Below are 17,659 nucleotides of genomic sequence, written 5' to 3'. Positions count from 1 at the left end.
AAAGAACTCCGGACGTCGTCCGGCGCTCCGCGTCCCTTTCCATCCCTTCAGCGGCAGACCGCGTGAAGCGGTGGGCGTGTGCCTAGGCCGCCAGCGCTTGGTCGATCGCCTCGGCGATCCGCTCCGGCGTCTCGGCGCCGACCACGGCGACCTTGCCGGCGAAGATGGCGAACGGCACGCCGGTCACGCCGCCCTGAACCGCCATGGCGTGCTCGCGCGCCACGGCTTCCTTGTCGGCGCCTTCGGAGAGCAGTTGCAGCACCACCAGACGCTCCATGCCCGCGGCTTCGGCGATATCGCCAAGGACGACCGGGTCGCCGATGTCGAGGCCTTGTTCGAAATAGGCCTTGAACAGCGCCTCGACGACCTGGTCCTGCGCGCCGGCCGTCAGGGCCCAGCGGATCAGGCGATGGGCGGCGTTGGTGTTGGGCGACAGCGCGATCGCCTCGAAGTCGAAATGGATACCTTCCTCGGCGCCGCCTTCCAGCAGAGCCGCGTGCACCGCTTTCAGGCGCTCGGGATCCTTGAACTTCTGGGCCATATAGGCTTTGCGGTCGACGCCTTCCTCTGGCAGCGACGGGTCGAGCTGGTAGGGCCGCCAGATCAGCTGGGCGTCCAGGGTCGGCCGCAGGGCCAGGGCCGACTTCAGCCGCCGCCAGCCGAGAAAGCACCAGGGACAGACGACATCGGCGACGACGTCGATGATCATGGGCTGGGACTGGGCCACGGCGTGCTCCTCGGGAAACTGTGTCCGCGACGGGACGGACTGCATATAGCCCTCGGCCGGTGCGCGCCCAAGCGCGGCCGGTCAGCCGACGTCGCGTTTCATGGCGGCGGCCGCCGCGCGCTCCAAGGCCTTCACCGCGCCTTCGCCCGGCTGAACCTCGGCCACGCCGATGTCGAACTCGCAGACGAACGGCGGGCGATCCTCTCCGGCGTCGAAGGCGGTACAGCCGATCACGGCGGCGATCCGTTCGGCGGCGGCGCGGGCGGCGTTCTGATTGGTCGCCGGCAGGGCCAGGGCGAAGACCTCGGTCGACAGGCGGGCCGGGGTGTCCTCGACGCGGACCAGACGGCCGATCATCGAGCCGATCTGCGGAATGGCCCGATCCAGCCAGCCGTTCTGGCGCGCCCAGGTCGTGTCGGGCTTGTCGGCGACCCGCAGCACGCAGATCGACAGCGGCCGGGCCCGCTCGCGGGCGGCCGTGGCCAGGCGCGCCAGGTGGGCGGCGAACAGATCGCGGGTGAAGAGGCCGGTGGCCGCGTCCATCAGGCCCGAGCTGCGAGCCTTCTCCAGCGCGCCTCGGATCGCCTCGCCGCGCCGGAAATTGCGGGCCAGCTCCATGACGCGCAGGGCGGTCTCGGTCTCGGGCGTTTCGGGCGAGGCCACGTCCGACACGCCGCGATGGAAGGCGTCGGACATGGTCACATAGCTCTCGGCCTTCAGATAGAGCAGGGCCGGGATGTGATAGAGGCGCGTGTTGCGACGCATGCCCGCCGCGATCGACAGCGCTTCCTGCTGGCTGTCGCCGGCCCACAGCACGACGGCGTCGAACGGACGCTCGTGCAGATAGTCGAAGGCGGTGTAGGCGGTGAAGGCGCCGACCACCTCGGCGCCGCTGCGCTGCAGGGCGTTGGACAGGGCCAGGAACTGCGGAGCCGGCTCGCCGACGGCCAGGACGCGGAACGGCGCCTCCGACTGCTCGGGCAGATCCAGGCGGCGGCCGCGATCGCCGAAGGTCTCGAGGCGCAGCTCGAACTCTTCCTCGGCGATGGCGGTGCGGACCAGGGTCTCGAGACGCAGCGCCGCCTGCGAAGGATGCAGCGGCGGCGACAGCGTCAGGTCGAAGGTCTGGTCGCGATAGTCGGCTTCGGGATCGCCGATGGCGATGACCGGCAGGCGGCGGGGCGCGACGGCGGCCTTCAGGCGGCGCGACAGCGTCTGGATGTCCGGACCGGCGCTGGCCAGGTCGACGATCACCGCCTCGATCGGCAGGTCGCCCAAGGCGGCGACGGCGGCGTAGGGACCGCGCGCGGTGATGGTGCGCCAGCCCAGCCGGTCCAGCCCTTCGGCCAGCGGTCCGGCGCGAACGTCGTCGCGCGCCACGATCAGGATTCGGGCGTCTGCCGCCAAACCAACCTCCGCCCGAATGCTCGCCTTGCCGACCGGGCGGCGCGCTTCGAGATTCGTCGCCGCAACATAGCAGACCAAGGGCGGGGTCAAAGCCGCGCGACGCCGCAGGCTGGGGGCGAATCCAAGATCATTGGGGGCGTGAGCGCGAGGACTTGCCTGACCGAACGTCAGGCCCGCTCTAGTATGGCGGACCGGCCGCTTGGTGAGAGCCGGAAGGGAGACGACGTCATGGGCCAGGGGCCGCTTTCGGGACTGAAGATCGTCGAGTTCGCCGGCATCGGTCCGGGGCCGTTCTGCGGCATGCTGCTGTCGGACCTGGGCGCCGACGTCGTGCGGATCGACCGCAAGGGGCAGGGGCGCGGCTCGCCGGCCGACGTGACGGCCCGAGGCCGCCGCTCGGTGGCGCTGGACCTGAAAAACCCCGAGTCGATCGAGACCTGCCTGAAGCTCCTGGAAAAGGCCGATGGCCTGATCGAAGGCTTCCGACCGGGCGTCATGGAGCGCCTGGGCCTGGGGCCCGATGTGGCCCTGGGCCGCAATCCGAAGCTCGTCTATGGCCGCATGACCGGCTGGGGCCAGACGGGGCCCTACGCCAAGGCCGCCGGCCACGACATGAACTACATCGCCATCACTGGGGCGCTCCACGCGATTGGGACCGAGGACAAGCCGGTTCCGCCGCTGAATCTGGTCGGCGATTTCGGTGGCGGGGCGCTCTATCTGGCCTTCGGCCTGCTGGCCGGGGTGATCCACGCCCGCGCCACTGGCCAGGGCCAGGTCATCGACTGCGCCATGAGCGACGGCGCGGCCTCGCTGATGGCGATGTTCTACGGCTTCAAGGCCGGCGGCATGTGGAACGAGGGGCGGCGGACCAACCTGCTCGACGGCGGGGCCCACTTCTATGACACCTACCAGTGCGCTGATGGAAAGTGGATCTCGATCGGCTCGATCGAGCCGCAGTTCTACCTGCTGCTGCTGGAAAAGACGGGGATTTCCGACCCGCAGTTCCAGCACCAGATGAGCCGCGAGGAGTGGCCGGAGCTGCGCGAGAAGCTGGCGGCGGTGATCAAGGCCAAGACCCGCGACGAATGGTGCGCGATCATGGACGCCACCGACGTCTGCTTCGCGCCGGTGCTGACCATGGACGAGGCGCCCAAGCACGCCCACAACGCCGCGCGCCAGACCTTCGTCGAGGTCGAGGGCGTGACTCAGCCGGCGCCGGCGCCGCGCTTTTCGGCGACGCCAGGGGCGATCCAGGGCCCGCCGCCGAAGATCGGCGCCCACAATGACGAAGCGCTGGCCGACTGGGGTTTCTCGGCCGATGCGATCGCCGGGCTGAAGGCGTCAGGCGCGCTCTGATCCGTTCAGGTGCGGTTCAGGCGCCGGGGCCTAGCGTGCAGGGGTCGATCGGTCTCCGCGCCATCCGTCCCTCGATGCGGCGATCGGTTCCAGGCCAAGCCTTGAAAGACGCGTCGTCCCCCCATGACGGCGCGTCTTTGACTTCCGGGGGCCGCGTCGCCATGTTCCGCCGGATGAACGATCCGCTCCACCAGATCCGCTGGCGCGACCTCGACCTCGATCCGATCCACTGGGCCCGTGAAATCCTGCGCGTGCTGGGGCTGGCGCTCTCCAGGCTCTGGGGCCGAGACGTCATGCTCTATGTCGGCGGGGTCTCGTTCTTCGCCCTGCTGGCGGTTTTCCCGGGCCTGGCGATTCTGATCGGCCTCTACAGCCTATTCCTGACTCCCGAAACCGCGGCGCGCCAGGCGGTCAAGCTGGCCGAACTGATGCCGCCGGGGGCCCGAGGAATCTTCCAGGATGAATTCGGCCAGCTAGCCCACGCGCCCGGCGGCGCGATCTCGCTTCAGAGCGCGGTCGTGCTGATCGTCGGCGTTTACGCCGCCCACCGCGGCTTCAAGGCCCTGCTGGCGGGGCTCTCCTTCATCCACGACGAGGAGAACCAGCGCGGCTTTCTCGGCTTCAACCTGATGGCCCTGCTGGTGCTGATCGCCGCGTTCGGCCTGCTGTTTTTCATGTCGGGCATCTTTCTGACCCTGCGGCTGCTGGGCTCGGCGCTGAACCTGCGCCCGCTGGCCGGTGTGTCATGGATCCAGAGCGAATGGACCTGGGCCAGCTTCGGCATCGTGGTCGGCATGACTCTGGTTTACCGCTACGCCATGTCGCGCGAGCCGGTGGGCTGGCGCGCCTCGACCTCCGGCGGCGTGGCCGCGGCCGCGCTGTGCGTCTTCATGTCCTGGGCCAGCGCCTTCTACGTCGAGAAGATCGTCCATCTGGGCGCGACCTACGGCTCGATCTCCGCCGTGATCATCTTCCTGATCTGGCTGTCCTGGAGCGTGAACGCCATCTTCTTCGGCGGGGCCTTGGCCACCGAGGTCGAGATCGCGCTGGACGAGCGTCCCAGGGCCTTGCTTGAGGGACCGAAGGCGATCCCGCTCAAGCCGCCTTCAGAATACGAAACCTGATCACGCCGCCTTCCTGGTCGGCGATCTCCAGCACCATCGCGCCGATCTGGCCGGCGAAGTGCGGGACGTCGATACGGGCCATCGGGTCAGTGGCCAGCAAGACAAGCTCCGCGCCTGGCGCGGCGACCTCATGAGCCTTGCGCAGCTTCAGGGTCGGCACCGGGCAATGGTGCCCGCGAGCGTCGACGAGGATCGGTTCAGCCATCCGCGAACACCTTTTCGGCTTCGGCGGCCGGCAGGATACGGTGCTGACCGGGCGTCAAGTCTTCCGGCAACGCAATGCCGCCGATGCGTTCGCGGTGCAGATCGACGACATGGTTGCCTACGGCGGCGAACATCCGCCTGACCTGATGGTAGCGGCCCTCCGTGATCGTCAGCCGCGCCGTGCGTTCGTCGAGGACCTCCAACCGAGCCGGCAGCAAAGGCTTTTCCTCGCCCTCGAGCATCAGCGTCCCGGCGGCGAAGGTCTCGGCTTCGGAACCGTTCAGCGCGCGGTCGAGCTTGGCCAGGTAGGTCTTGGGCACATGGCGCTTGGGCGAGATCACCCGATGCAGGAAGTCGCCGTCGTCGGTGATCAGGATCAGGCCGCTGGTGTCCTTGTCCAGGCGCCCGACCGTGGAAAGCGCCGGGTCCCGCAGCCGCCAGCGGCGCGGCAGCAGATCGTAGATCTTTTCGCCGTCCTCCTTGTGCGAGCAGACCACGCCCAGCGGCTTGTGCATCATCAGCACTAGGGGCGCGGGCGGGTCGACGGGAAGGCCGCGGATCGTCATGCGCTCGGGTAGGGTGGCGTCAACGGCGATCCGGGCGCCGGAGTCCTTCAGCGCCTTGCCGTCCAGCACGACCTTGCCGGCGGCGACCAGGGCCTGCGCCTCCTTGCGGCTGCCATAGCCCAGATTGGCCAACAGCCGATCAAGCCGGGCCATCAGCGCCTTGCTCATTTGCGCGCCTCGAAGACCTTGTAGCCGCCGCCCTCGGCGACCAGCCGAACCTTGGCGAAGCTTTCGGCGAGGATCGCCTCATAGGGCAGGTGGCGGTTGGCGACCATCCACAGCGCGCCGCCCTTGCGCAGCGCGCCGGCCGCGGAGCGGATGAAGGCCTGGCCCAACGCCTTGTCCTCACCGCCACCCTCGTGGAACGGCGGATTGCTGACGATGAAGTCGAGGTCCTTGAGGCCCGCGGCATCGTTGCGGACATCACTCCAGACGAACGCGGCGCGCGGATCGGCGATGTTGCGCTTGGCGACCTCGATCGCGCGCCGGTCCAGCTCGACCAGGGTCAGCTTGGTCACCTTGCTCGAGGCCAGCACATTGAGCGCCAGGAGGCCGATGCCCGCGCCGAAATCGGCGCCGGCGCCCGAGAACTCCGGCAGCACCTGCAGCAGGGCGTTGGTGCCAGCGTCCAGCCGATCCCAGCTGAACACGCCCGGTTGGGTCCAGAGCCCGTTCTCGGCGATCTGGCGCGGCGCGCCGGCGGCGATAGCTTCGTCCAAGCCCTTTGGCGTTGGGGGCCGCGCCACCATGCAGATGCGGTTATGCCGGCGTGCGCTCTCGCCGACTTCGCAGCCAAAGGCTTCGAGTTCCTTCTTCAGGCGCAGGCCGCCACGATCCTTGGGCGCGAATGTCGTGAGGCGACCGCCCGGCGCCAGGACGCGCAAAGCGTGGGCCAGGACAAAGCGACGCTCGACCGCGCCGGCCGGGGCGCGGACAGTCACGGCGTTAAGAGATTCGGTCTCGATCCCGGCGATGTCGCTGGACCCGACGATGACCGGCGAGAGTTGAACCGCGTCCGGCGCGGATGGAGCCAGATCGTGATCGGGCTGACCATAGAGCGCGGTGCGGTTCGCCGACATGTTTGTCCTGAAAGGGTTTTTCGCCCCGAAGGGCTGTGGCGGACAGGGTGGGATTCGAACCCACGGTAGGCTTCCACCTACGGCGGTTTTCAAGACCGCTGCCTTAAACCACTCGGCCACCTGTCCGGAGCAGGCGGCTATATCAGCGCGTCATCGCCTTAACCAGACGGCAATCGCCTTAACCAGACTTCAAAACAATTCGGTCACCTTGATCGATCAGAGGGGCGCGCCCCTCGTCTGGAACGGCATGCGCATGGACCAGCACATCGATCGCTTCTGGCGGATGGTCCGCCTGCATGGGCTCTTCGTTCTCGCGGCGCTCAGCCTGGCCGCCTGCGCGACGCCCAAGTATGATGTCGGCCGCCCCATGATCGGCGCCCGCAACGTCGCGCCGCGCGCCGGCGACATGGTCGGCCCGAACGGCAAGCCGCTGCGGGGCACCGAAAGGCCCTATCAGATCAACGGCGTTTGGTATTATCCAAAGGAAGATCGCCACTACAACATCGTCGGGATCGGCTCGTGGTATGGCGAGCAGTTCCACAATCGCCGCACCGCCAACGGCGAGATTTTCGACATGGACATTCCGTCGGCGGCCCACAAGACGTTGCCGCTGCCGAGCCTGGTGGAGGTCACGAACCTCGATAATGGGCGGAAGATGATCGTGCGGGTCAACGATCGGGGCCCGTTCGTCGGCGACCGCGTGATCGACCTTTCCAAGGCCGCCGCGGAGGAGCTCGGCTATCGCCGGGCGGGCGTGGCCAAGGTCCGGGTCAAATATATCGGGCCTGCGCCCAAGAACGTCTTCGATCCGCCGCGTCAGTACGCCCAGGCGCGGACCAAAGCGCCGATAACGCGCAGCTTCGCCGAAATCCAGGAGCCGCCGCAGCGCGTGCAGGTCCTGCCGGCCAGGCCAGAGCCTGAGTGGTCGCCTTCGCCGGTCCTCTCGGCCCCGCCGATCAATCCGCCGGATCCCGTAAAACCCGCGCCCGTGATGGCGCCCGCGCCCAAGGCCAGCTATCGAATCCAGGCCGGCGCCTTCTCCAGCCGTGAAAACGCCGAAAAGGCCGTGCAGCAGCTGGCGTTGGCCGGAAGCGCCAGGATCGAGCCGCTGGAACGGCCTGGTGGCACGCTATACCGCGTCGTGGTCGCCGCCGGCGAGGACGAAGGCGAGGCCTGGAGCCTGCGCCAGCGGGTCGAGGCGCTCGGCTATTCGGGCGCCACGGTGCTTCGCCCCTAGACCCTCTGGACAAGCCTCGCGATCCGGTCGAATGGAGGCCGGTGACCCAAGGTTTCTTCATCAGTTTCGAAGGCGGCGAGGGGGCGGGAAAGTCCACTCAGATTCGCCGTCTAGCCGAACGGCTTCAGGCCGCTGGCCATGACGTGGTCGTGACTCGCGAGCCGGGCGGCAGCCCTGGCGCCGAGGCGATCCGCGAGCTTCTGGTCAATGGCGCCGCCGATCGCTGGTCGCCGGTCGCGGAGACCTTGCTGATGTACGCCGCGCGTCGCGACCACGTGGAGCGCGTGATCCGGCCGGCCCTGTCGCGCGGCGCGATCGTCCTTTGCGACCGCTTCGCCGACTCGACACGCGCCTATCAGGGCGCTGGCGGCGAGGCGCCCGCCAGCCTGATCGCTTCGCTGGAGGATCACGTCCTGGGCGGAACGATCCCGGACTTGACGCTGATCCTCGACCTGCCGGCTGAAGTCGGGCTGCAGCGGGCCGAGGCGCGAGGCGGCGCCGCGCGCTTCGAGTCGAAGGGCTTGGCTTTCCATGAACGCCTCCGCGCCGGCTATCTGGAGATCGCGCGCCGTGAGCCCGAGCGCTGCGTGGTGATCGAGGCAAACGCGGAGATCGACGACGTGACCGCCGCCATCATCGACGCCGTCGATCAAAGGTTCGACGGCTGATGCACGCGCCGGCGCATCCTCGTGACGTCTATACGCTGGAAGGCCAGTCAGCCGCCGAAGCGGCGTTTCTGGACGCGCTCGATCGCGGACGTCTGCACCATGCTTGGCTGCTGACCGGCCCGGAGGGCGTCGGCAAGGCCACCTTGGCCTATCGCATGGCGCGCCGCCTGCTGGGCGCGCGGCCGGAGTCTTCGCTAGGGCTGCTGGGCGCGGCGCCGTCCGATGTGGTCAGCCGCCAGGTGGCCGCGCGCTCGCATCCCGACCTGATGGTGCTGGAGCGTCTGACCGACGACGGCAAGGCGCGCAAGGCGATCCCGGTCGACGAAGCGCGCAAGCTGCCCGAGTTCTTCGCCAACTCGCCGGCCGTCTCGCCCTATCGGGTGGCGATCATCGACGCCGCCGACGACCTGAACGTCAACGCCGCCAACGCCGTGCTGAAGACGCTGGAGGAGCCGCCGCCGCGCGGGGTGATCCTGCTGATCAGCCACGCGCCGGGTAAGCTGTTGCCGACCATCCGCTCCCGGTGTCGCCGCCTGCCAGTGCCGGCGCCCGGCGTGCCCGCCGCCGCCGACATGGTCGAGCGGATGGCCGACCTGCCGCACAGGGACGCCGAGCGTCTGGCGCGGATGGCCCATGGCGCGCCGGGCAAGGCGTTGCAGCTGGCGGCCGCCGGCGCGATCGCCATGGACGACGCGGCCAACGAGATCCTGCGCGGTCTGCCGAAGATCGACGAAGGGGCGCTACTGGCCATGGCCGATACGTTCCGCGGCGCGGAGGGCGCGGCGCGGTTCGAGCTTCTGATGGACCGGATGGCTGACCAGGTGCGGATCTTCGCGACCCAGGTCGTCGCCGACGGCAAGAACTTACCGGGCCTAGACCGCTGGGCGGCGGCTTGGGAGCGCCTCTCCAGCGTGCCCGGCGAGGCCGAAGCCGTTAACCTCGACCGCGGCGATGTGTTCTGGAGCGTCATCTCGGACTTGCGCGCGGCGGCCAAGGCGGCGATGTGAGCCGCATGCTCATCGACAGCCACGTGAATCTCCACGCGCCCCAGTTCGCCGAGGACAAGGACGCCGTGATCGCCCGGGCCCGCGAGGCCGGTATCGGCCTGATGGTCACCATCTGCGACAAGGTCTCGTCCTTCGAGGCGGTGCACGAAATCGCCATGGCCGAGCCGGACATCTGGTGCACGGTCGGCACGCATCCGCACGAAGCCAAGGAAGACCCCGGTCTTACCGCCGCGCGCCTGGTCGAGCTGGCCAACCGCCCGCGGGTGATCGGCATCGGCGAGTGTGGCCTGGACTTCCACTACGACCTCTCGCCGCGCGAGGTTCAGGCGGAGGTCTTTCGCCAGCATTGCATCGCCGCGCGGGAAAGCGGTCTGCCGCTCGTCGTCCATACGCGCGAGGCGGACGAGGTCATGGGCGAGATCCTGGCGGCGGAGCATGCCGCCGGGCCGTTCAAGATCCTGATGCACTGCTACACCAGCGGTCCGGAGCTGGCTCGACGCGTCGCCGACCTTGGCGCCTGGTTTTCGGTCTCTGGCATCGCCACTTTTAAGGCGGCCGAGGAGGTGAGGGCGGTCATCCGCGACATGCCGGCCGACCGGATCATTGTCGAGACCGACTGCCCCTATCTGGCGCCGGTCCCGATGCGGGGGCGTCGCAATGAGCCGGCCTATCTGCCGCATATCTACGACAAGCTGGCCGAGATCCGGGGCTGGAGCCGGTCCGAGACCGAGCAACGCACCGAGGACGCCTTCTTCACCCTGTTCGATCGGATCCCTCGTCCATGACCGCGACGCTGGAGTTCACCATCCTGGGCTCTGGCTCATCCGGCGGCGTTCCCCGCGCCGACGGCAACTGGGGCGACTGTGATCCGGCGGAGCCGAAGAACCATCGCTCGCGCTGCTCGCTCCTCGTGCGGCGCTTAGGGGAGGGCGGTCGGACCCACCAGACTACGGTCATCATCGACACCGCCCCGGATCTCCGCCTTCAGACGGCGGCGGCCAACGTCCGGCGCGTGGACGCGGCGCTGTTCACGCACGACCATGCCGACCAGGCGCACGGCATAGACGACCTGCGCCCCTTCTTCCTGAACCAGCGCGTCCGCATCCCGACCTATATGGACCAGGCGACGCACGATGGCCTGCTGACGCGCTTCGAATATATCTTCCATACCCGCGGCGGCTATCCGGCCATCTGCGAGCCCCGCCTGCTGCCGCCGCTGGGCCATGATTTCGAAATCTCGGGACCCAGCGGCGAGATCTCCGTCCACACCTTCGACGTCGACCATGGCGAGGTGCGCGCCGTCGGTTATCGGATTGGCGACGTCGCCTATACGCCCGACGTGCGGGCGATCCCCGACGGCAGTTGGGCCGATCTGGCCGATCTCGAAGTCTGGATCGTCGACGCCCTGCGCTGGACGCCACACCCGACCCACGCCCATGTCGAGCTCGCCTTGGAATGGATCGCGCGCGCCAAGCCCAAACGCGCGATCCTGACGAACCTGCATATCGATCTGGACTACAACGCCCTGGCCGCGCGACTGCCGCCCGGCGTGGAGCCGGGCTATGACGGCATGCGCTTCCAGTTGAGAGCGCCCCAAACATAACCGCTGATTGCCGCCGACGCCAATTTCGTCGGAAACTTGGCCCTGCGTAACAGCGTTGAAATATGGCCGACCAACAAGACCGTCATAGGGACGCGGTAGAGACATCTTCTCGTGCGTAACTGCTCCACGCTATCCCATGGCTGAAACCGTCACTGCTTCCCGAGAAATCTTCCAGCGTCTGCGCGCGCGGCTACCCGCCGTCACGCGTGAGCATTTGTTCGCGTGCTACGCTATCAGCGAGACCACCTGGACCAAGCTGCGCGATGGCAAGCCGGTCAAGCGCTCGACGTTGGACCGGATCCTGGTGCGGCTAGAGGCCCTGGACGCGCGCGTCGCGGCCTAATTCTCGTCGACAATTCGGCCGTCCAGCATCCGGATGCGCCGATCCGCCGCCTCGGCGAAGCCTTCGTCGTGGGTCACGCAGATGACGGCGCGGCCTTCGATATGCGCCAGACGCTGGAATTCCTCGATCACCAGGCGCGTGTTTACGCTGTCGAGATTGCCGGTCGGCTCGTCGCCGAGCAGGATCGCCGGGTCGTTGGCGAGCGCCCGGGCGATCGCCACCCGCTGGCGCTGGCCGCCGGACAGGCGGTCGGGCCGCCGGTCGCCTTGGGCGGCGACGCCGAGTTTCTCAAGCAAGGCCTGCACGGTTCCGTCGATCTCGGCCGAGGACTTATGGCCAAGGCGTCGCATCGGCAGCGCCACATTGGCGCGGGCCGTCAGTTCGGGCAGCAGGAAGTGAAACTGGAAGACGTAGCCGATCCGCTCCAGACGCAGGCGGGTGCGGGCCGCGTCGCTCAGGCTCCCGGTCGGGCGCCCGTCGATCAGCACCTCGCCGTCATTTGGCCGATCCAGCAGGCCGAGCAGATAGAGCAGGGACGACTTCCCACATCCCGAGGGCCCCACGATCGCGACCATCTGGCCGGCTTCCACGGAGAGGCTGACGCCGTCCACCAGGGTGAAGGGCTCGGGATCCGACAAAATCCGCGTCGCCGAGCGAGCCTCGATCAACGCGCTCATGCCGCGCCTCGCAGGATCGCGACAGGATCGACGCTGGCCGCCTTGCGGGCCGGCAGCCAGGCCGCGACGATCGCCGCGCCGAGCGACGCGCCGCCGGCCAGCAGGTACTGCGGCAGGCTGCGATCCAGCGGCAGCACCAGAGGCTTGCCGCCCATCGATAGCGGCAGGCTGGCCAGCACCTGCAACAGGCCCGTGCCGATCGCGAAGCCGACCGCCGCGCCCAACACCCCGACCAGCAGGCCCTCCAGCAGGAAGATCGCTTGCACGTCGCCCGTGGTGAACCCCATGGCGCGAAGGATGGCGATGTCGCGCCGCTTGTCGGCGACGCTGTTGGACACCGCGGTATAGATTCCGAAGCTGGCCACGATCAGGATCGCCAGGATCACCGCGTACATGATGACGTTGCGCACCACGAGCAGGTTCAGGATGTTGACCGAGCGCTCCTGCCAAGACTCCCACTTGTAGCCCCAGCGCGCTTCGAGCCGTTTCGCCTGGACTTCAGCGTCGGCCGAGTCCGCCAGTCGGATATGGATCTGATTGACGATGCTGGGGCGCGCGAAGACGACCTGGGCCGTCCGCAGAAGGCCGTAGGCGACGGTGTCGCCGGCATAGAAGCCGGCGCGGGCGTCAGGCTCGATCAGGGCCAGGATCCGCATCCGCTGCAGTGTCCCAGTCGGCGCCGTGACCACCAGGGTGTCGCCCAGCTTCGCCCCAAGCCGGTCCGCGAGCGGCCGGCTGATGATGATGCCATCCGGCCGCGCCTCCAGATCGGTCAAGGCGCCGCCCGTCAGGCTCTCGTTGATCTTGGCGAGCCGCCCTTCAAGGCGAGGATCGACGCCGTTCAAGGCGACCGCCGCGTTGCGGCCGGCATAGGCGATCGTCACCGCGCCGGTCAGGGACGGGGCGGCCAGGCTGCCCGGGATGGCGCGTGCGTCCGCCAGCATGGCGGGCCAGTCCTTCAGGCCGCGCACCTCCTCCTGCGGACGCAGGCCGCGAATAGCGACCGCCGCGTTCGGGAAGGCGTCCAGGGCGGGCTGGCGCACCGGGCGACGCTGCTCGTCGCGGACGATGATGTGAGGCGCGGAGTCGACGAGCGTGCGGACGAAGTCCTTCTGCGAGCCGACCATCATGCCCGAGACGGCGAGGAAGAAGCCGACGCCGATCGCGACGCCCAGGGTCGCCACCAGGGTCTGCCGGGCGCGGACCCTCAGATGCGCCAGGGCGATGTTCGCCAGGACCGACGGCAGGCTCATCGGCCTTTCGCGACCCGCACGCGCTGGCCGTCCTTGAGAGCCTCGGGCGGCTTGACGATCACCTGTTCACCGGCCGCGACGCCCGTCCGGATTTCCGTCAGGTCGCCGCCGACCGCGCCGATGCGCACCGCGATGCGGTGAGCGCGGCCATCCTTCACCGCCCAGACGGCGCCGTCGCGCACCGCGCTGGACGGCGCCAGCACCGCAGTCGGGCGCCGATCGGTCACCAGGTTCGTCTCCACGGTCATGCCGGGCGGAAGCCCGCTGTCGGCCGGAAGCGCGATGCGGACGCGGAACACCCGCCCCTTGGCGTCGCCGGCCGGCGTGATCTGCGAGACGCGGCCTTCGAAGGTTCGGCCGGGGAAAGCGTCCGAGCGGATCAGCGCCTTAACGCCGGGCCGCAGCCGGGCGATATCGCGCTCGTCGACGTCAGCGGTGATCCGCAGCGTGCCAGGGTCGGCGATCACGAAAAGCGCCGTCCCGACGGTTCCCAGATCGCCCGGCTCGGCCTCGCGTCGCAGCACCTGGCCGGCGAACGGCGCCGTCAGTCGATAGTCCCGGAGGCGGGCGGCTGCGCTGTCAGCGGCGGCGGTCGCGGCGCGCGCTTGGGCCTGGGCGTCGTCGTCAGCCGCCTTCGCCGCGAAGCCGGCCGCGTAGAGGCGTCGGACGCGGCCCGCGGCGATCCGCGCCTGCGAGGCCTGAGCCGCCAGCTGCAGCGCCGTGCCTTGTGCGGGGCCATCCTCAAGCTGCGCCAGCGACTGGCCGGGCTTGACCCAATCGCCCTCCGCCACGTCGACGTGGCGGATCGGCGCGGTGACGATCGGCGCGACATGCGCCTGCCGGACGTAGTCAACCACGCCCGAAGCGTAGATGACGTCCACGGCTTCGCCCGTCCTCGTCGTGGCGATCTCCACGGCGGGAGGTCGCAGCAGCAAAGCCGCAGCCGCCACGGCCGCCAAAAGCACAAGGCCGCCAAGGAGCAGCGCCCAGAAGCGTCTAGCTGAGCGGGGTGCGGACGCGTCCATCATCACCGAAGAACCGTGAAACGCCGCCTGCGGCGACTATCGCCTCATGCCATGCGGAGAGGGTCGACAGATTGATCGGGATCATATCCGCTACGCGCGGTGGAGTCGCGGCCGGCCGCGACCATCGCTTCGCTGGGACAGTCGGAGGACCCGCGCCATGACCCGAATTCTCCAGAGCGCTGTCTGTCTGGCGAGCCTCGCCGCGTCCTCGGCGCTGGCCCAGTCCCGTCCCGAGGACACCGAGGTCTGGAGCCCGAAGCCGGCGATCGTCACGCCGGCCTCCGCCGCCGGAGGCGCGCCGTCAGACGCGATTGTCCTGTTCGACGGCGGGAGCCTCGAGCAATGGGTCTCGAGCCAGGACAAGTCCCCGGCGGCCTGGACCGTGGTCGACGGCGTCATCACGGTCGATAAGTCCAAAGGCAATATCGAGACCCGGCGCGCCTTCCAGGACTACCAGCTGCACCTGGAATGGCGGATCCCGGCCGACATCGACGGAACCGGGCAGGGGCGGGGCAACAGCGGCGTCTTCCTGGCGTCCACCGGGCCACGGGACGCGGGCTACGAGGTTCAGATCCTCGACTCCTTCGGCAACGAGACCTACGTGAACGGCCAGGCCGGCAGCGTCTACAAGCAGCATGCGCCTCTGGTGAACGCCAGCCGCAAGCCCGGCGAGTGGCAGACCTATGACATCGTCTGGCGCGCCCCGCGCTTCACCGCCGCGGGGACGCTAGCTTCGCCGGCGACCGTCACGGTGCTGCACAACGGGGTCCTGGTGCAGGACAACGCCGTCCTGGCGGGCGAGACGGTCTATATCGGCAAGCCGTCCTACAAGGCGCACGGTCCCGCGCCGATCAAGCTGCAGGCCCATGGCGACCCCAGCAAGCCGATCGGCTTCCGTAACATCTGGGTGCGGGAGCTTCCGCCTAGACCCTAGGCGGCTGGCGGCGCCGTGCTGGCCCGCACGACCAGCTCGTGCGGCAGGGTCACGTTTTGCAGCGTCGTCGCCCGCCCCGCCAGGATGTCGAGCAGGAGCCGCACGACCTCGTGCCCGATCTGCTCCATCGGCTGGCTGACCGTGGTCAACTGCGGGTCGAGATGACGCGCGAAGCGGATGTCGTCGAAGCCGACCAGCGAGACGTCGCGCGGGCAAACGAGGCCGCGTCTCCGGATCGCTTCCAAGGCCCCCATCGCCATCTCGTCGCTGAAGCAGAAGATCGCGGTCGGCCGCCCCGGCTCGTCCAGCAGCTCTCCGGCCTGGCGCACGCCCGACTCGATCGAGAAGTCGCCGATCGAGATGCGCAGCGCGCTGGCGCGACCGCGCCGCTGGGCCGCGGCCAGAACGCCCGAGAGGCGGTCGCTGCTGATCGGGCTGGCCAGCGGCCCGGTCACGACCCCGATGCGGATGTGCCCGAGGCCATAGAGATGCTCCATGACCTCGGCGGCGGCGCCTTCGTTGTCGATGTGCGCGCTGGAGACGGCGAGGCCAGGCCGGAACTCGCAGCCATTGACGATCGGAGTCTTCACGCCCTTGGCGGCGACCATCTCGGCCAGGGCGTCGGGCAGGCGGTGGCCGAGGAAGATCAGGCCGTCGGCCTCCTTGCGGCGGAACATGGCCGCGTATTGTTCCTCGCGCGCCTCTTCGTGGCGCGTGTCGCCCAGAAGCACCGAGTAGCCGGCGGCGAGGGCGGCTTCCTCGACGCCTCGGATGACCTGCGAGAAGAACGGATTGGAGATGTCCGGCACCGTGACCAGGATCTTCTCGGTCCGCAGGGTGCGCAGGCTCTTGGCGGCGAAGTTGGGCTCGTAGCCAAGCTGGGCCACCGCGGCCATGACCTTCTGGCGCGTCGCCTCGATCACCAGCTCGGGAGCGCTGAACACCCGCGAGACCGTCGCCGTCGACACGCCCGCGGCCCGCGCAACATCTTGAATGGTCGCCATCGCGGCGACACTGGCGACTGCTCCCTTCCTTGGCAAGGCGAAGCTGGAGCGGTGAACTCACCGTGAGCTGGTTGCCGGTTCGCCCGACCCCTGTTATCGATGATTTCGATTACATCGGAGCGAGCGGAGCCATAAGGGCTCGAAACGCCGCCCAAGCTGGTCGGGGAGGGCCAGGACCATGAAGACGAGCTTCCGGCTCTTCCTGATGATGGTGCTGCAACTGGCGATCTGGGGCGCCTGGGCGCCGAAGATCTTCCCGTACATGGGCATGCTGGGTTTCGCGCCGTGGCAGCAGTCATTGGTCGGCAGCGCCTGGGGCGTCGCCGCCTTGGTCGGAATCTTCTTCTCCAACCAGTTCGCCGATCGCAACTTCTCGGCGGAGCGTTTCCTGGCCGCTAGCCATCTGATCGGCGGCCTAGCCCTGGTCGGCACGGCGTTCTCGACCAGCTTCTGGCCGTTCTTCGCCTGCTACCTGATCTTCAGCCTGGTCTACGTGCCGACCCTGTCGGTCACCAACTCGATCGCCTTCGCCAATCTGAAAGACCCGGCCGGCGAGTTCGGCGCGGTGCGGATGGGCGGCACGGTCGGGTGGGTGCTGGTCAGCTGGCCCTTCGTCTTCCTGCTGGGCGCGCAGGCCACGGTTGAGCAGACCCGCTGGATCTTCCTGGTCGCCGCGATCCTGTCCTTCGCCTTCGCCGCCTATTCGCTGACCCTGCCGCACACGCCGCCGCGCAAGGATGAGGCGGGCGTCGACAAGCTGGCCTGGCGACGGGCGTTCAAGCTCTTGGGCGCGCCGTTCGTGCTGGTGCTGTTCATCGTCACCTTCATCGATTCCGTGATCCACAACGGCTACTTCGTGATGGCCGACGCCTTCCTGACCAATCGGGTAGGCATCGCGGGCAATCTGTCGATGGTCGTGCTGAGCCTGGGCCAGGTAGCCGAGATCCTGACCATGTTCTTCCTGGGCCGCGTCCTGGCGCGGCTGGGCTGGAAGATCACCATGATCATCGGCGTCCTAGGCCACGCCGCGCGCTTCGCCGTCTTCGCCTTCTTCGCCGACAGCATTCCGGTGATTGTCGCCGTCCAGCTGCTGCACGGGATCTGCTACGCGTTCTTCTTCGCCACGGTCTACATCTTCGTCGACGCGGTGTTCCCCAAGGACGTCCGTTCGAGCGCCCAGGGCCTGTTCAATCTCCTGATCCTTGGGGTTGGCAATGTCGCGGCCAGCTTCCTGTTCCCGGAACTGATCAGCCGTCTCACCACCGACGGGACCGTCGACTATACGAGCCTGTTCCTGGTTCCGACCGGCATGGCGCTCGTCGCCGTGCTGCTGATGGCGGTCTTCTTCCGCCCGCCGTCGCGCGGCCCGGTCGCCGAAAGCCAGGCCGAAGACCCCGTGGGCGCCGCCAGCCCGGCCCAGCCTTGAACCTGAAAGGAAAGCCTCG

The 17,659-nt window shown here is 68.5% G+C and carries 19 protein-coding genes and 1 tRNA gene; 10 read left to right on the top strand and 10 right to left on the bottom strand.

Annotated features, from left to right (window positions below; translation table 11 throughout):
• Nucleotides 1-82: 82 nt before the first annotated feature.
• Both AX690_RS04460 and AX690_RS04455 read right to left on the bottom strand, forming a co-directional pair.
• The gene (locus tag AX690_RS04460; protein WP_066687737.1) at nt 83-727 is read right to left on the bottom strand and encodes a DsbA family oxidoreductase; all 645 of its coding nucleotides are present in this window, start codon (nt 725-727) and stop codon (nt 83-85) included.
• 81 nt (nt 728-808) lie between these two features.
• Complete coding sequence (locus AX690_RS04455; RefSeq protein WP_066687734.1) at nt 809-2,134, bottom strand: diguanylate cyclase domain-containing protein; 1,326 nt, start codon at nt 2,132-2,134, stop codon at nt 809-811.
• 228 nt (nt 2,135-2,362) lie between these two features.
• Between AX690_RS04455 and AX690_RS04450 the strand changes: the two genes are divergently transcribed.
• Together AX690_RS04450 and AX690_RS04445 are read left to right on the top strand one after the other, a co-directional pair.
• Nucleotides 2,363-3,490 carry a CaiB/BaiF CoA-transferase family protein gene (locus AX690_RS04450; RefSeq protein WP_066687731.1) on the top strand — a complete coding sequence of 376 codons (1,128 nt, stop codon included), beginning with the start codon at nt 2,363-2,365 and terminating at the stop codon, nt 3,488-3,490.
• 137 nt (nt 3,491-3,627) lie between these two features.
• The gene (locus tag AX690_RS04445) at nt 3,628-4,614 is read left to right on the top strand and encodes a YihY/virulence factor BrkB family protein (protein WP_066687728.1); all 987 of its coding nucleotides are present in this window, start codon (nt 3,628-3,630) and stop codon (nt 4,612-4,614) included.
• On the opposite strand, the gene AX690_RS04440 is transcribed toward AX690_RS04445, so the two are convergent.
• From AX690_RS04440 to AX690_RS04425, 4 genes are all read right to left on the bottom strand, one after another.
• Complete coding sequence (locus tag AX690_RS04440; protein ID WP_066687726.1) at nt 4,586-4,819, bottom strand: sulfurtransferase TusA family protein; 234 nt, start codon at nt 4,817-4,819, stop codon at nt 4,586-4,588. The genes AX690_RS04445 and AX690_RS04440 overlap by 29 nt on opposite strands.
• Entirely contained in the window at nt 4,812-5,552 is a 741-nt protein-coding gene (locus AX690_RS04435; RefSeq protein WP_066687724.1) for a pseudouridine synthase, read from the bottom strand. The genes AX690_RS04440 and AX690_RS04435 overlap by 8 nt, the downstream gene beginning before the upstream one ends.
• Entirely contained in the window at nt 5,549-6,463 is a 915-nt protein-coding gene (locus tag AX690_RS04430) for a class I SAM-dependent methyltransferase (protein WP_066687722.1), read from the bottom strand. The genes AX690_RS04435 and AX690_RS04430 overlap by 4 nt, the downstream gene beginning before the upstream one ends.
• Nucleotides 6,464-6,499: 36 nt before the next feature.
• Nucleotides 6,500-6,589, bottom strand: a tRNA-Ser gene (locus AX690_RS04425).
• Between the two features lie 127 nt (nt 6,590-6,716).
• Between AX690_RS04425 and AX690_RS04420 the strand changes: the two genes are divergently transcribed.
• The 6 genes from AX690_RS04420 to AX690_RS04395 all read left to right on the top strand — a co-directional run bounded on the left by AX690_RS04420 (nt 6,717) and on the right by AX690_RS04395 (nt 11,321).
• Nucleotides 6,717-7,700, top strand: a complete 984-nt coding sequence (locus tag AX690_RS04420; RefSeq protein ID WP_066687719.1) for a septal ring lytic transglycosylase RlpA family protein — start codon at nt 6,717-6,719, stop codon at nt 7,698-7,700.
• A 41-nt stretch (nt 7,701-7,741) separates the two neighbouring features.
• Nucleotides 7,742-8,368, top strand: a complete 627-nt coding sequence (tmk, locus tag AX690_RS04415) for a dTMP kinase (RefSeq protein ID WP_066687716.1) — start codon at nt 7,742-7,744, stop codon at nt 8,366-8,368.
• Nucleotides 8,365-9,375 (top strand): DNA polymerase III subunit delta', encoded by a 1,011-nt coding sequence (locus AX690_RS04410; protein WP_066687710.1) that lies wholly within the window; start codon nt 8,365-8,367, stop codon nt 9,373-9,375. The genes tmk and AX690_RS04410 overlap by 4 nt, the downstream gene beginning before the upstream one ends.
• Complete coding sequence (locus AX690_RS04405) at nt 9,372-10,160, top strand: TatD family hydrolase (protein ID WP_066687709.1); 789 nt, start codon at nt 9,372-9,374, stop codon at nt 10,158-10,160. The genes AX690_RS04410 and AX690_RS04405 overlap by 4 nt, the downstream gene beginning before the upstream one ends.
• A complete protein-coding gene (locus AX690_RS04400; protein WP_066687706.1) occupies nt 10,157-10,978 on the top strand; it encodes an MBL fold metallo-hydrolase in 822 nt (273 codons plus the stop codon). Before AX690_RS04405 ends, AX690_RS04400 begins: the two co-directional genes overlap by 4 nt.
• Before the next feature lie 136 nt (nt 10,979-11,114).
• Nucleotides 11,115-11,321 carry a hypothetical protein gene (locus tag AX690_RS04395; protein ID WP_066687704.1) on the top strand — a complete coding sequence of 69 codons (207 nt, stop codon included), beginning with the start codon at nt 11,115-11,117 and terminating at the stop codon, nt 11,319-11,321.
• On the opposite strand, the gene AX690_RS04390 is transcribed toward AX690_RS04395, so the two are convergent.
• Genes AX690_RS04390 through AX690_RS04380 form a run of 3 tightly spaced genes read right to left on the bottom strand, consistent with a single transcriptional unit; the run spans nt 11,318 to nt 14,201 of the window.
• The gene (locus AX690_RS04390; RefSeq protein WP_066687701.1) at nt 11,318-11,998 is read right to left on the bottom strand and encodes an ABC transporter ATP-binding protein; all 681 of its coding nucleotides are present in this window, start codon (nt 11,996-11,998) and stop codon (nt 11,318-11,320) included. The two genes, AX690_RS04395 and AX690_RS04390, sit on opposite strands and share 4 nt — an antisense overlap.
• The gene (locus AX690_RS04385) at nt 11,995-13,251 is read right to left on the bottom strand and encodes an FtsX-like permease family protein (RefSeq protein ID WP_066687694.1); all 1,257 of its coding nucleotides are present in this window, start codon (nt 13,249-13,251) and stop codon (nt 11,995-11,997) included. Before AX690_RS04385 ends, AX690_RS04390 begins: the two co-directional genes overlap by 4 nt.
• Complete coding sequence (locus tag AX690_RS04380; protein WP_231732120.1) at nt 13,248-14,201, bottom strand: efflux RND transporter periplasmic adaptor subunit; 954 nt, start codon at nt 14,199-14,201, stop codon at nt 13,248-13,250. The genes AX690_RS04385 and AX690_RS04380 overlap by 4 nt, the downstream gene beginning before the upstream one ends.
• 232 nt (nt 14,202-14,433) lie before the next feature.
• Between AX690_RS04380 and AX690_RS04375 the strand changes: the two genes are divergently transcribed.
• Nucleotides 14,434-15,210 (top strand): DUF1080 domain-containing protein, encoded by a 777-nt coding sequence (locus AX690_RS04375; RefSeq protein ID WP_066687692.1) that lies wholly within the window; start codon nt 14,434-14,436, stop codon nt 15,208-15,210.
• Here AX690_RS04375 and AX690_RS04370 read toward each other — a convergent pair.
• Nucleotides 15,207-16,214 (bottom strand): LacI family DNA-binding transcriptional regulator, encoded by a 1,008-nt coding sequence (locus tag AX690_RS04370; protein WP_066687689.1) that lies wholly within the window; start codon nt 16,212-16,214, stop codon nt 15,207-15,209. The genes AX690_RS04375 and AX690_RS04370 overlap by 4 nt on opposite strands.
• Before the next feature lie 178 nt (nt 16,215-16,392).
• Between AX690_RS04370 and AX690_RS04365 the strand changes: the two genes are divergently transcribed.
• Nucleotides 16,393-17,640, top strand: a complete 1,248-nt coding sequence (locus AX690_RS04365; RefSeq protein ID WP_066687687.1) for an MFS transporter — start codon at nt 16,393-16,395, stop codon at nt 17,638-17,640.
• Nucleotides 17,641-17,659 lie beyond the last annotated feature (19 nt).

This window comes from Caulobacter sp. CCH9-E1 (genome assembly GCF_001556515.1).
GTDB lineage: Bacteria > Pseudomonadota > Alphaproteobacteria > Caulobacterales > Caulobacteraceae > Caulobacter.
Note: the sequence above shows the minus strand (reverse complement) of the source record. Positions and strands in the feature narration are given on the sequence as shown.